12 protein-coding genes, 1 other RNA gene and 1 pseudogene are annotated in these 13041 nt (G+C 44.2%); 4 read left to right on the top strand and 10 right to left on the bottom strand.

Annotated elements, in window-relative coordinates:
- Window positions 1–449 precede the first annotated feature (449 nt).
- The 3 genes and pseudogenes from bioB to NSQ19_RS11090 form a co-directional block, all read right to left on the bottom strand.
- Window positions 450–1466: a biotin synthase BioB gene (gene bioB, locus NSQ19_RS11080; RefSeq protein ID WP_340702847.1), complete on the bottom strand. Its 1017-nt coding sequence runs from the start codon at window positions 1464–1466 to the stop codon at window positions 450–452.
- Between the two features lie 301 nt (window positions 1467–1767).
- The gene (locus NSQ19_RS11085) at window positions 1768–1899 is read right to left on the bottom strand and encodes a hypothetical protein (RefSeq protein ID WP_328004554.1); all 132 of its coding nucleotides are present in this window, start codon (window positions 1897–1899) and stop codon (window positions 1768–1770) included.
- Window positions 1900–2011: 112 nt separating this feature from the next.
- Window positions 2012–2341, bottom strand: a pseudogene (locus NSQ19_RS11090) (RNA-guided endonuclease InsQ/TnpB family protein); the annotation flags it as partial.
- Between the two features lie 56 nt (window positions 2342–2397).
- Between NSQ19_RS11090 and NSQ19_RS11095 the strand changes: the two are divergent.
- A protein-coding gene (locus NSQ19_RS11095; RefSeq protein ID WP_406601754.1) for an IS3 family transposase occupies window positions 2398–3560 on the top strand; the annotation gives its coding sequence in 2 pieces (ribosomal slippage) (window positions 2398–2641 and window positions 2641–3560; 1164 coding nt in all).
- 543 nt (window positions 3561–4103) lie between these two features.
- Here NSQ19_RS11095 and ssrA read toward each other — a convergent pair.
- Window positions 4104–4466: a transfer-messenger RNA gene (gene ssrA, locus NSQ19_RS11100) on the bottom strand.
- Window positions 4467–4631: 165 nt separating this feature from the next.
- Between ssrA and NSQ19_RS11105 the strand changes: the two genes are divergently transcribed.
- On the top strand, window positions 4632–4796 hold the full coding sequence (locus tag NSQ19_RS11105) for a hypothetical protein (protein WP_013860175.1): 165 nt from the start codon (window positions 4632–4634) through the stop codon (window positions 4794–4796).
- A gap of 137 nt (window positions 4797–4933) precedes the next feature.
- Entirely contained in the window at window positions 4934–5278 is a 345-nt protein-coding gene (locus NSQ19_RS11110; protein WP_340702848.1) for a hypothetical protein, read from the top strand.
- Here NSQ19_RS11110 and NSQ19_RS11115 read toward each other — a convergent pair.
- The gene (locus tag NSQ19_RS11115; RefSeq protein ID WP_340702284.1) at window positions 5273–6391 is read right to left on the bottom strand and encodes an RNA-guided endonuclease TnpB family protein; all 1119 of its coding nucleotides are present in this window, start codon (window positions 6389–6391) and stop codon (window positions 5273–5275) included. The two genes, NSQ19_RS11110 and NSQ19_RS11115, sit on opposite strands and share 6 nt — an antisense overlap.
- An 87-nt stretch (window positions 6392–6478) precedes the next feature.
- On the opposite strand from NSQ19_RS11115, the gene NSQ19_RS11120 reads away from it, so the two are divergent.
- Window positions 6479–6619, top strand: coding sequence for a ribbon-helix-helix protein, CopG family (locus NSQ19_RS11120; RefSeq protein WP_003352379.1), 141 nt, complete (start codon window positions 6479–6481; stop codon window positions 6617–6619).
- Between the two features lie 566 nt (window positions 6620–7185).
- On the opposite strand, the gene smpB is transcribed toward NSQ19_RS11120, so the two are convergent.
- The 5 genes from smpB to eno form a co-directional block, all read right to left on the bottom strand.
- On the bottom strand, window positions 7186–7650 hold the full coding sequence (gene smpB / locus NSQ19_RS11125) for an SsrA-binding protein SmpB (RefSeq protein WP_013860180.1): 465 nt from the start codon (window positions 7648–7650) through the stop codon (window positions 7186–7188).
- A 39-nt stretch (window positions 7651–7689) separates the two neighbouring features.
- Window positions 7690–9984: a ribonuclease R gene (gene rnr / locus NSQ19_RS11130; RefSeq protein ID WP_340702849.1), complete on the bottom strand. Its 2295-nt coding sequence runs from the start codon at window positions 9982–9984 to the stop codon at window positions 7690–7692.
- Between the two features lie 27 nt (window positions 9985–10011).
- Entirely contained in the window at window positions 10012–10761 is a 750-nt protein-coding gene (locus NSQ19_RS11135) for an alpha/beta hydrolase (RefSeq protein WP_328193453.1), read from the bottom strand.
- A 193-nt stretch (window positions 10762–10954) separates the two neighbouring features.
- Window positions 10955–11188, bottom strand: coding sequence for a preprotein translocase subunit SecG (gene secG, locus NSQ19_RS11140; protein WP_017551316.1), 234 nt, complete (start codon window positions 11186–11188; stop codon window positions 10955–10957).
- A 226-nt stretch (window positions 11189–11414) separates the two neighbouring features.
- On the bottom strand, window positions 11415–12710 hold the full coding sequence (gene eno / locus NSQ19_RS11145) for a phosphopyruvate hydratase (RefSeq protein WP_029142772.1): 1296 nt from the start codon (window positions 12708–12710) through the stop codon (window positions 11415–11417).
- Window positions 12711–13041 lie beyond the last annotated feature (331 nt).

The raw sequence follows: 13041 nt of genomic DNA on the forward strand, positions 1-13041 counted from the left end.
TCAAACACAATTATAATCAATAAATCCAGTAAATTTTATCCCGAATTTGAAAAAAATAGTGAACAATCTTTCATAATGAGTCTATATACCTATACCGGGTTCTAGTTTGCCTGTTTGAAAGGGATCGATCAAAGCAAAATTGCCAAATACCGCTCCAAAGTCCAAAGTTTTACCGGACAATTGGGATTGACTGGATGGAGAGAAGATATTTATCCGCTGCAACCGGAGAATGAAACAATTTGTACCGGAACATTTCCGCGAGATCACGAGAGAAAGGTTTGGGGGACGCAACAGTTTTTGCCATTCCATAGCTAAAAAGCATTCCTTTCCTTTGACTGCAAGTTGTTCAGCACCAAAAAAAGAATGCTTTTTTAAATCATTCCCTATGAAAAAGCAAGTACGCCAAGCATGAATGGGTGATGTTTAAGTGTAAAACTTGAGTAAAGTATCTATGAATGATACAAAGTGAACTGCTGGCCTTCTGTTTCGAACGGATTTTCTTCTATTTCAAATCCGAGATCTTTAATTAACTGGTAGTCTTCTTTTGCGTCCTGACCATCTGTCGTTAAATAATCACCTATAAAAATAGAGTTGGCAACAAATAACCCCAAATTCTGCAAAGAACGCAAATGATATTCCCGCCCGCCAGCAATCCGAATTTCCTTTGTGGGGTTGACAAACCGGAACAAGGACAAAATTTTTAAACAACGAATCGGTGTCAATTCGTCCATATTTTCAAGCTTTGTTCCCTTAACAGGATGCAGAAAGTTGACCGGAATAGAATCAGCGTCCAGATCCTTGAGCGCGAATGCCATATCGATAATGTCCTTATCCGTTTCCCCCATTCCGCAAATCACACCGGAGCAAGGGGAGATGCCTGCCTTTTTTACGTTTTCGATTGTGTTGACTCTGTCTTCATAACCATGTGTGGTTGTGATATTCGCATGGTGGTTTGCACTTGTATTAATATTGTGATTAAACCGGTCCACACCCGCTGCCTTCAGCTTGAACGCCTGCTCTTCAGTAACGAGCCCTAAACAGGCACAAATTTTTAATTGTTCCACATCCCGCTTAATTTCCTCAACCGCCCCAATTACTGTGTTCACTTCACGGTTGGTTGGTCTTCGTCCACTCATCACAATGCAATATGTACCAATTTTATTCTTTTTCGCTTCCTTTGCCCCTTCCACAATCGTTTGTTTGCTGACTAATGGATACCGGTCGATTTTTGTTGCCGCCTTAATTGACTGTGCACAGTAGCCGCAATCTTCTGGACAAAGACCGCTTTTGGCGTTAATAATCAAATTCAGCTTTACCTTTTTTCCATAAAAATGCCGGCGGATCTGATAGGCTCCATGGACAAGTGCTAATACTTCATGATCACTAACCGTTAAAATTTCCCTGGCCTCTTCTTCTCTTATCACATAACCTTCAATCACCTTTTCTGCCAAATTCGTCCAATCCACGAAAGTCACCCCTTTTTATTTGTCAACCTAAATTAATTTATGGTTTACATTTAAAATTATATGACAGTTAAAATTTTGGTCAAGTATTTTTTGTATTTTTCACACAAAAAGGTTTGGAAAGGGATGCGGCATTTCACTTGTCCGCCCCAAACCACTTTGGCATGTAAAACGATCATGCCGCAGAGATACATCCCAAAACAAAAAGCCCGGCACACACCAGGAAAAACAAGTGTGCCGGGCTTTTTTCGCCATTATCGTGTATTTTATTGCGGCTCCGGAAAAAGCGGAAATGCCGGATTTTTTACCTCGCCGATACCAGGGAGATCGATTTCATAAATGCGTCCAATGCTGCCCGCGTCGGCAGGCCGTCATTGTCCCCGAGGCTTTGCATCTGAATGGAGCAGATCGCATTGCCCTGCAGTGAACTACCCACCACTTATCAACCTTACGGTTTGATTGAAGTGGGGGCTTCTCGACTTATCGCTGCTTTTACTAGCCAACGAAAACTGACCGAGCTAACCCTCTTGTTCCAAGAGTTTTGTTACTTATGATAACGCTAATAAGCGTAATCCCTCATTTTTGATATTGATTGCTGAATTGTGATCGCGATCTAATACAAAGCCGCAAGAACATTTATATACACGTTCAGATAATGGCATTTCTTTTTCCTTGCCGCAACATGAACACTTCTTAGTGGAGGGAAACCACTTATCAATTTTCACAAGTTGTTTCCCCTGTTCTTTTAGCTTATACGCTAAGAAAGTAGTGAACATACCCCAGCCGTTATCATGAACGCTTTTCCCAAAGTGAAGGGCTTGAGACATCCCTTTCATGTTCAAGTCCTCAATCACGACAGCATCAAATGATGCTAGTATAGTTTCATGGACACCCTTTAGTGAAATATAATATTAACGAAGGGATGTGTCCTGATATGGGTAACACAAGCGAAAAACGTAAAAGTTATCATGCTGAATTTAAAGAAATGGTGGTTGAGCTTTATCAAACTGGAACACCAGTAAAACAGATCTGCAGCGAATATGGCCTGTCTGAAACGACAATCTACAAATGGATCAGAAAACAAAAACCGGTTAAGCTGGATGACGGGAGCTCTTTTACCCCGGAAGAATTTCTGAACCTGCAAAAAGAATTGCACCGGCTGAAAGAGGAAAACGAAATCTTAAAAAAAGCTATGGCCATATTCGCAAAGAAGTAGATCAAACCACTGTTATATCCATGATTGACGAGATAAGAGCCAAACACCATTATGACCTTAAAACCATGTGTACGGTCCTTGGCGTGCCGAGAAGTACCTACTATCAATCCAAACAAAAAAAAGAGTCAAAAACAAAACGGGAAAACCGGGAGTTGACAGACAGAATACGAAAAATCCATACGGAAAGCAAGCAGAGGTACGGAGCGCCGAAGATCCGCCATATGCTTGAAAAAGAAGGGCTCAAAGTCAGCCTGAAACGGGTTCAGCGTTTGATGAAGGCTGCAGGCATTTATTCCATTATCAGAAAAAAGTACCGTCCCCATTCCAATAAGGGCAAGATGGAAGAACACGATAACCTGCTGAACCAGGACTTCTCAACGACAACCATCAACGAGAAATGGGTTACGGATATTACGTACATTCATACTTTGAGAGACGGTTGGTGCTACCTGGCTTCCGTAATGGATTTACATTCCAGAAAGATTGTCGGTTACGCTTTTGACCGCCACATGACGACTGAACTGGCTTTAAAGGCAGTAGAAAACGCTTATCAGGCACAACGTCCAGGTCCGGGATTGATCTTGCATTCTGATTTGGGATCCCAGTATACAAGCGAGAAATTTGCAGAATACATGGAAAAGAAGCAGTTCAAACACTCCTTCAGTAAAAAAGGTTGCCCATACGATAACGCCTGCATTGAGTCTTTCCATGCAATTCTGAAAAAGGAAGAGATCTACAGAGTCAACTATTTGAACTTTCAAGCTGCCAAAAGAGCCTTATTCGAATTTATAGAAGGCTGGTACAATCGGAAACGGATTCATAGCTGCTTGGGCTATATGACGCCACAAGAGACAGAAGACAGTATCAAAGGGGCAGCGTAGTGCTCTTCACAATTTTACAAGCATCCGCTTTACATGGAGTGGCGGGTGTGGCAGGCTTGTTTGCCATGCGAAAGAAATCATTGCCCCTTTCGCCCTTCGCATAACACCACGCCCGCAGAGGCTCCATGTCAAGCGACCAGCGATGTCATGAAAAATATGGCATGAGATCAAAATTAAATTTCACTTATTGGTGTCCAAAATATTGACTTAAATCCAATCACGTTGTGCCATGTCTTCCCGTTCTAAATTGGAGATAATATCATCTAATGAATGGCTTTTCACTTGATAGCTAACTGTTTCTTCCATATTTCTAAATACCTCCAAGACCCCAAAATATTAGAGTAAAATATCATTGTCTTTCTCAATTTTACCACACCGATTTTGCTGCCCATCAATCTAATTTAATCTAACATCTAATGATTTCTTGAATACGTTTTTGACTACGGATGTTTGATATTCAATAAAATCAAATGAAATGGTAAAAATAAAAAAACCCTTGATATACAAGGGCTTTGGATCAGTTTGAAATCCATTGATTTCGTTTTATGGAGACGGTGGGAGTCGAACCCACGTCCAGAAATATCGCCACTCAGGCGTCTACGAGCGTAGCCGGCATATTTGCGTTTCGCGCAGCCATCTGCCTGCCAGCGGGCGTCCGGTGCGCTAGCCTGATTGGTCTCTTCCTTCGTCCCCAGGCGGAGGACAGCCGGCGTATCCCACTGAATTTGAGACCCTTACCCTACCACATGGGCGATGGAGGGAGGATCCGCTTAGTGCTTATTAGGCAGCTAAAGCGAGTTTAGTGTTAGATTTGCCAGTTATTTTTAGGCGTTGCGTTTTTACGGGGACGACCCCCCGGCTCGCAGCCTGAGCTCGATCTATCCCTGTCGAATCCGTAACGTCCCCGATATAAAAAGGGCGCTGCAGATTTTACATATAACTGGTCTGCACATACTATTATAACATGAATCCTGCAAGATGCAATTGTTCAGTTTTTCCGGTATGTGTCAAGTTTTTCCCGGCAGTATGGCAGAAGAAGAAAACACATACAATACCTCATAGGTGAAAAGAATGGATGAAAGAAAACTGTATAAGTCCCCTTTTTCTGCCGTGCTGTGGTCGGTTGCTTTTCCCGGATTCGGACAGCTTTACAACGGTGATTATTTCATCGGGCTTTTGATCATGCTTTGGATTGCAGCCATCAATTTCGGTTCGAACCTCAATCTGTCGGCTTAAATTGCGTTCAAAGGAAATTTCAGCCTAGCCGGTGAACTGTTCCATCCCGAGTGGGGGATTTTTTTCCTGCCGTTTACTGCTTCTCCCTCTGGCAAGCCTTTAACAAGTCGGTATCCATTAACCGGAGATTGGCATCATTGGGGTTGAAAAAGCCAAAAAAAGCAACACATTTAACTGGTTTCTTTTTCGGCATGTTGGCAGGTTTCAACTTTGGCCTCTTCTGGCATTTCCCTTTTTTCCGGTTTTTTGGATTTTTGGACGTTCTGGATTTGCCTGTAATTAACGGGCTGGTGGTTGGCTCCATTTGTGCTGCTTTGGGCCATCGGATCGAGTCTCTTTGTGATAAACATGGTGAACTACCCTCCACTTATCAACCTTACGGTTTGATTGAAGTGGGGGCTTCTCGACTTATCGTTGCTTTTACTAGCCAACGAAAACTGACCGAGCTAACCCTCTTGTTCCAAGAGTTTTGTTACTTATGATAACGCTAATAAGCGTAATCCCTCATTTTTGATATTGATTGCTGAATTGTGATCGCGATCTAATACAAAGCCGCAAGAACATTTATATACACGTTCAGATAATGGCATTTCTTTTTCCTTGCCGCAACATGAACACTTCTTAGTGGAGGGAAACCACTTATCAATTTTCACAAGTTGTTTCCCCTGTTCTTTTAGCTTATACGCTAAGAAAGTAGTGAACATACCCCAGCCGTTATCATGAACGCTTTTCCCAAAGTGAAGGGCTTGAGACATCCCTTTCATGTTCAAGTCCTCAATCACGACAGCATCAAAGTTAGAAGCTAATTCTTTTGACTTATGATGAAGAAAATTCATGCGTTGGTTCGCCACTTTCTCATGTAACTTAGCCACTACTAGTCGTTGCTTGTTCCAACGTGCAGAACCTTTCTTTCTTCGAGAAAGAATTCGTTGTGCTTTTGCTAATTTATCTAAGGCTTGCCGATAGTAACGTGGGTAATTGGCTTTCTTACCCTGTTCACTCTCGACATATAGACCATCCATAGCAAAATCCAAACCAACAACTTTCTGTATTTTAACTGGACGAATATCTTTCTCATATTCTGTCAAAATTGAAATGTAGTATTTGCCTGTCTTTGTTTTAGAAATAGTGCAAGATTTGATTTTATAATCAGCAGGTATCTCTCTATGCTGTTTCATTTTTATTGGCTTTTTGATTTTTGGCAGTTTGATATGACCATTTTCTAGCTTAATATTTCCGTTGACCATATTAGTTGTATAGGATTGTTTTGCTTTACGATTTTTGAACTTTGGAAAATCCGCATTTCCTTCAAAGAAATTCTTATAAGCAGTCTGTAAGTTCATTTGTGCATTTGCCAAAGCGAAAGAATCCACTTCTTTTAGGAATGGAAATTCACTTTTATATTTTGCAGGGGTCGGAAACTTTTGCTTTTTAAGCAATTCTTTATCATCCTTGAACTTTTCATACGTTTCTTTGCGTTCAGCTAACATCTTATTGTAGACAAAGCGAACACAACCAAATGTCTTAGCTAATAATGCGGATTGTTCTTTGTTTGGTAACAAACGAAACTTGAAAGCTTTGTTTTGCTTGGCCATATCAATTCACCTCACTTTGTGCGGAAAAATTTCGTATATATTGATTATATCGTAAAAAATCCGTACAATCAATATGAGGTGATAATCATGAGAGAAGAGAAAGAACGTGTAGAAATTCGTATGCCTAAGACGATATTAGAAAAATTGGAGCAATATCAAAAAGAAAATGGGATTCCAACTAGAACAGCCGCAATCTTAGAATTGTTGAGAAAAGGATTGGAAAAATAACTTTGGCTAAAGCCAACCGAAATTCATCTCCCACCTACTCATTGGTGCGATTCGCACCTTCACATTCCTTGAGGATGGGAGACTTCTTTCGGAAAGCCGTTAAAAAGCAATTTTTTTAGCATTTCATAATACCGGACAAGAACAAAAAGAATTGAAATAAAGGAAGTATGCGATTTGGTTTCTTTGATTTCTATTTAAAACTGAACGAAAAAGAGGAGGCGAAAGTAATGGAAAACATTAAAATGCTGGACCCGGATGAAGCGGAACAAGTATTGAAGCTGCCAAATTCCTACTTTGATCGCGGGTATAAAACAGGATTGGAAAAAGGGCGGGAAGAATGATAGCGAACAATAGCCGAGAGAATCGGAGCCGCCATTGATTGAAGGATGGCCGGCCCGCACCAGACAGAAATAACAAATGAACGCAACGGTTGGAGCATTGGCAAGGCGGAACCCGGCAGGCCTCTCTCCCACGATTGAAAAAAGCCATTTCTTAAGGGAAGCGCGCAAATCTTCTATCCGGCGCCTTCCCTTTTTTTCGTTCAGAGGAGCCGCCATACTGTTTTTTTAGTGCTGGCGGGCTTTAAAGGCGCGTTCAATCTCGCGGGCGGCTTCTTTCCTCTTCAAGGATTCGCGCTTGTCATAATTCTTTTTCCCGCGGGCGACGCCGAGCAGCACTTTTGCATACCCATTTTTAATATAGATTTTGAGTGGGATTAAAGCATAACCCTTTTCTTTTGTCACACCGGCCAGCCGGTCAATTTCTTTCTTGTGCAGCAAAATTTTCCGCGGGCGAAGCGGGTCATGATTGTACCGGTTCCCCTGCTCATACGGGCTAATGTGCATCCCGTAGACAAAGACTTCCCCTTTTTCCACACGGGCAAACGAGTCGCGCAAATTTACGCGGCCGGCCCGGATCGATTTGATTTCTGTCCCCTGCAGGACAATGCCTGCTTCATATGTTTCTTCGATAAAATAATCGTGGCTTGCTTTCTTATTTTGCGCCAGCACTTTCCCTTCGCCTTTTGGCATTTCGTTTCCCCTCCGGTGAAGGTTCCCGGAAAAATCCGATTACCTTCGATTTACTTTTTTCTTTTTCTTTTTCGGCGGCCTTGTCGCCCAGTCTTCGCCGGCATGGCGCGTTTTTTGCGGCCGGGCAGAATGGGCGCCGCGCACTTTGACGATCTTTTTCGGGCGTTCTTCCGTTTTTTCGCGGCGGTTGTTTTTCATGCCGACAATTTCAAAATCAATATTGTGTTCGTCTTTGTTCACATTGAGCACGCGGACGCGGATTTCATCGCCAATGCGGAATACATTTCCTGTCCGCTCGCCGATCATGGCATATTGCCGCTCATTGTAATGGTAATAGTCATCTGTCATATAGCTGACATGGACAAGCCCTTCAATGGTGTTCGGCAGTTCGACAAACATGCCGAAATTCGTAACCGAGCTGATAATCCCGTCGAACTCTTCCCCAATTTTGTCTTCCATAAATTCGGCCTTTTTCAGCTCATCCGTATCCCGTTCAGCTTCTACTGCCCGGCGTTCCATTTTCGAGGCATGGTCCGCAATTTCCGGCAGCAATGCTTTCCATTTTTCTTTTGTCTTTTCATCCAATTTTCCGCTGATCAAATAAGCGCGGATCAACCGGTGGACAATCAGGTCCGGATAACGGCGGATCGGCGAGGTGAAATGTGTGTAAAATTTCGTTGATAAGCCGAAGTGGCCAATGCATTCCGGATCGTACTTCGCCTGCTGCATCGACCGCAGCATGACCGTCGACACGACCATTTCCTCAGGCCGCCCGGAAACCGTATCAATGATTTCCTGCAGCGCGCGCGGATGCACTGAATTGGCTGTGCCGCGCACAATCAGGCCGAAGTTGGTAATAAATTCAAAGAACCGCTGCAGTTTCTCCGCTTTCGGCTCTTCGTGGATCCGATAAATAAACGGCACGTCCAGCCAGTAAAAATGTTCGGCAACCGTTTCGTTGGCAGCGAGCATAAATTCTTCGATCAGTTTTTCCGCAACCGACCGCTCCCGCAGCACAACATCCGTCGGTTTGCCATTTTTATCGACAATGACTTTTGCTTCTTTAAAATCAAAATCAATGGCGCCGCGCTCCATCCTTTTTTTGCGCAAAATCTCCGCAAGTTCGGCCATTTGCTCAAACATTGGAACGAGTGGTTCATAATGTTTTCTGAGCGCTTCGTCGCGGTCAACAAGGATTTTGTTAACGTCCGCATACGTCATCCGCGCGGTCGTTTTGATGATGCTTTCAAAAATTTCATGATGGACAACGTGGCCTGTTTCATCAATTTCCATTTCGCATGACAGCGTAAACCGGTTGACTTGCGGATTCAGGGAACAGATGCCGTTTGATAAACGGTGCGGGATCATCGGGATGACGCGGTCAACAAGGTACACGCTCGTCCCGCGTTCAAATGCTTCACGGTCAATCGGTGATCCTTCCCGTACATAATGGCTAACATCTGCGATATGGACGCCGAGCTTGTAATGGCCGTTTGCCAGTTTTTTCACGGTAACGGCATCATCGAGGTCTTTTGCATCGGCCCCGTCAATCGTCACAATCATTTCCCCGCGCAAATCACGGCGGCTGCCAATCTCGTTCTCATCAATTACTTCCGGCACCCGGTTTGCCTGTTCGAGCACTTCATCCGGAAATGCCTGGGGCAGCCCGTACTGATGGATAATCGACAAAATATCGACACCGGGATCATTTTTATGGCCGAGAATTTTGATGATTTCGCCTTCCGCATTTTTCGTGCCTTCCGGATAGGCGGTAATATGGACAATCACTTTATGGCCTTCGACAGCACCGCCGTTTGCTGTTTTCGGAATAAAAATATCGCTGCCGAACCGTTTGTCATCGGGTACGACAAATCCGAAATGTTTGCTTTCGACGTATGTGCCGACAAGTTCTGTCTGGCCGCGCTCAAGAATGCGCACAACGGTTCCTTCCTGGCGCTGGCCTGAGCTTTTGGTGGACACACGGACAATAACGGTGTCTCCATTTAATGCATGGTTCGTTTCATGCGGCGGGATAAAAATGTCGTCCATCCCGGGTTCATCGGGTGCGACAAAAGCAAAGCCTTTCGGGTGGCCGATCAGTTTCCCGCGTACGAGATTCATTTTTTCCGGCAGGCCGTAACGGTTGCTTCGCGTGCGGACAATGAGGCCCTTTTCCTCCATATAAACGAGCACTTTTACAAATGCTTTGAACTCGGAAGAATCGTCAATGCCGAACGCTTTTTCCAGTTCCTGAACCGTCAGCGGCTTGTACGTCTCTTCTTTCATATATGATAAAATTTTTTCAACATCTTGCTGTAGTTGGTCTTGTTCCATTTATTTCCCTCCTTTTTCGGGAAAATTTTAAACCGACCAGTCAAGCGACTCCAGAAATGTGTATACATCTTCGTGAAGTTGGTCTTTTTCGCCATCGAGTGTAATGACATGGCCGGAGTTCTCATACCATTTGAGTTGCTTATGGTCTGTTTCCACTTCTGAATAAATAATATTGGCGCTTTCCGGGCGGATCATTTCATCATGGCGCGCTTGTACAACAAAAACAGGCGCATAAATGTGATCGACATGGTTGCGCACATCCTGAATAAGCTCTTGCAGCGATTGCAGCGTATGCATCGGCGTTTTTTTAAATTCCCGCATTTCCTGTTCGATCTGCGCTTCGCTTTTCCCTTCGAACTGTTTATATTTGCGGGCATACGCAACCACGCCTTCATACATCGTTTGCTCGCTTTTTATGTACATGGGCGCGCACATGGTGATAATTCCCTTTACAGGTACAGTGTAACCTAATTTTAAGGAAAATACCCCGCCCAGTGACAATCCGGCCACTGCAATTTCATGATACCCTTTTTCTTTCAATAACTGGTAGCCGTTCATGACATCCTGCCACCAGTCGCTTGGGCCCGTATGCAAAAGATTTTCAGGCGGTACCCCATGCCCTTTATATTGCGGCGCATGGCAAGTGTATCCTTTTTTTTCAAGGAAGCGCCCGAGCATCCTGACATCGGCGCTGTTTCCGGTAAATCCGTGCAAAAGCAGTACAGCCCTCTTGCCGGCTTCAAATAAAAACGGTTTGGGTGGTACTATTCTCATCATCCGTAAAAAACGCCTCTTTCCTGCTGTTTTTCTTTGGGGCCTTTGTTCATTTTATTTGTAACAAAGACGTTTCGGAATTGCCAGCAATCCGCATAAAAATACCCGGCCTGGATTTTGGGACCGGGATGGGTGTCTTAAAGTTTACAGGCATGTGCGGATAAGGCTTCTGAAAAGTTGCCTGATTTGCATACCCTTATAGGTTTACATATGCAAGTCCGATGGCCAGCAGGAAAAATAAAACAGCGAGCACAATTGTAATCCTGTGTAAGATCAGGTCAATACCGCGCACTTTTTGTTTCCCGAAAAGCTGTTCAGCACCGCCGGAAATGGCGCCGGACAATCCCGTGCTTTTCCCGGGCTGGAGCAGAATGACTGCAATCAACAGAATTGAATCGATGATTAGTAACGTTAATAACAATGTATGCACAACTGCACACCTCCTGAGACGGGCAATACCTAATCTTGAGTGTACCATATTGGGGAGCGGGGTTCAACTACATTGGAACAATTGTCCGAAAAGGAACAGCGTCTTTCTGATCCGGCCCCCGTTTTGTCTTTTAGGGGTCCGGTGATGAAGGACGTTTTTTGGGTTCCGGGTTTTCCCATACAATCAAAAACTGCCCGGCTCTCACCGGGCAGCGTACCAAAACCAATTATTTTTTCAAGTTGTAGAAAGTTTTTTTGCCAAGGAACTCGGCTGTTTCAGCCAGTTCGTCTTCGATGCGGAGCAATTGGTTGTATTTTGCTACGCGGTCGGTACGGGATGGCGCACCTGTTTTGATTTGGCCGGCGTTTGTTGCAACGGCGATGTCCGCAATGGTGCTGTCTTCTGTTTCGCCAGAACGGTGGGAAACAATTGCAGTATAGCCTGCACGTTTTGCCATTTCAATCGCATTGAAAGTTTCCGTCAAAGTACCAATTTGGTTTACTTTGATCAGAATGGAGTTGCTAATGCCTTCTTCAATACCACGGGCAAGTTTTTCAGTATTGGTTACGAACAGGTCGTCGCCCACCAATTGGACTTTCTTGCCAAGGCGTTCTGTTAACATTTTGAAGCCTTCCCAGTCATTTTCATCCAAACCGTCTTCAATGGAGATGATTGGGTATTTCGAAATTAATTCTTCATACCAGTTGACCATTTCTTCAGCAGTCAAAACTTTGCCTTCGCCGGCTAAATGGTATTTATGGTCTTCGTCGCTGTAAATTTCGGAAGAGGCAACGTCCATTGCAAGCAAAACTTGTTCGCCTGGTTTGTAGCCGGCTTTTTCGATGGCTTCAATAATGGTAGAAAGGGCTTCTTCATTCGATTTCAAGTTTGGTGCAAAACCGCCTTCGTCCCCGACAGCAGTATTATAACCTTTTGCTTTCAAAACAGAACGCAGGTTGTGGAAAATTTCAGCACCCATGCGCAACGCTTCTTTGAAAGTCGAAGCGCCGGCAGGCATGATCATGAATTCTTGAATGTCCACGTTGTTGTCAGCATGCGCACCGCCGTTTAAGATGTTCATCATTGGAACAGGCAGTTGTTTTGCGTTGAATCCACCAAGGTATTTGTACAAAGGCAAATCCAATTCGTTTGCTGCAGCACGGGCAACAGCAAGGGAAACGCCAAGGATGGCATTTGCGCCAAGTTTGCCTTTGTTCGGTGTGCCGTCCAGTTCGATCATTGCTTTGTCAATGCCGACTTGGTCAAACACATCGTAACGGCCGATAATGGCTTCAGCGATCGTGTCGTTTACATTTTTAACAGCTGTTTCGACACCTTTACCGAGGAAACGGCTTTTGTCGTTGTCACGGAGTTCAACAGCTTCGTATTCACCTGTAGAGGCACCGCTTGGCACCAATGCGCGGCCGAAACCGCCGTCTTCTGTGTAAACTTCTACTTCAACAGTTGGGTTGCCGCGCGAATCCAATACTTCGCGTGCATAAACATCAGATATTAAAGACATCTTCTTATCTCTCCTTTTTCAATGCATAAATGGGGGTTTTCATCACTTTGTGAACTACCCGCTATTAAAATGTCAAGTTTCCAGTTCTACGCAATGAACAGATGTCCGTTGAACGTATACACTGTTGGCATGTCCAACACCACTACTGATTGAACCTTTAGCTCATTCAGATGCTTTTTGCAGATATTCATTGCACCATTCGTCATTCAAATCGTACAAAGCGGTACTTTCCAGGCATGGCGCTAAGGGCATGTCCGCGGCAAATTTTCCCGGCATGCCCCCGGGTGTCATCCCTTTCCATGCCCCAAGCACCATTCAGGCATGGCGCTCC

This window comes from Weizmannia sp. FSL W8-1119 (assembly GCF_038008605.1).
Classification (GTDB): domain Bacteria; phylum Bacillota; class Bacilli; order Bacillales; family Bacillaceae_C; genus Weizmannia; species Weizmannia coagulans.

Bases quoted from the DNA above. Each gene is read 5' to 3' on its own strand.
- NSQ19_RS11105 (WP_013860175.1), top strand. From the start codon at position 4,632: ATGGATGAAAGAAAACTGTATAAGTCCCCTTTTTCTGCCGTGCTGTGG.
- NSQ19_RS11115 (WP_340702284.1), bottom strand. From the start codon at position 6,391: ATGGCCAAGCAAAACAAAGCTTTCAAGTTTCGTTTGTTACCAAACAAA.
- NSQ19_RS11120 (WP_003352379.1), top strand. From the start codon at position 6,479: ATGAGAGAAGAGAAAGAACGTGTAGAAATTCGTATGCCTAAGACGATA.
- smpB (WP_013860180.1), bottom strand. From the start codon at position 7,650: ATGCCAAAAGGCGAAGGGAAAGTGCTGGCGCAAAATAAGAAAGCAAGC.
- rnr (WP_340702849.1), bottom strand. From the start codon at position 9,984: ATGGAACAAGACCAACTACAGCAAGATGTTGAAAAAATTTTATCATAT.
- NSQ19_RS11135 (WP_328193453.1), bottom strand. From the start codon at position 10,761: ATGATGAGAATAGTACCACCCAAACCGTTTTTATTTGAAGCCGGCAAG.
- eno (WP_029142772.1), bottom strand. From the start codon at position 12,710: ATGTCTTTAATATCTGATGTTTATGCACGCGAAGTATTGGATTCGCGC.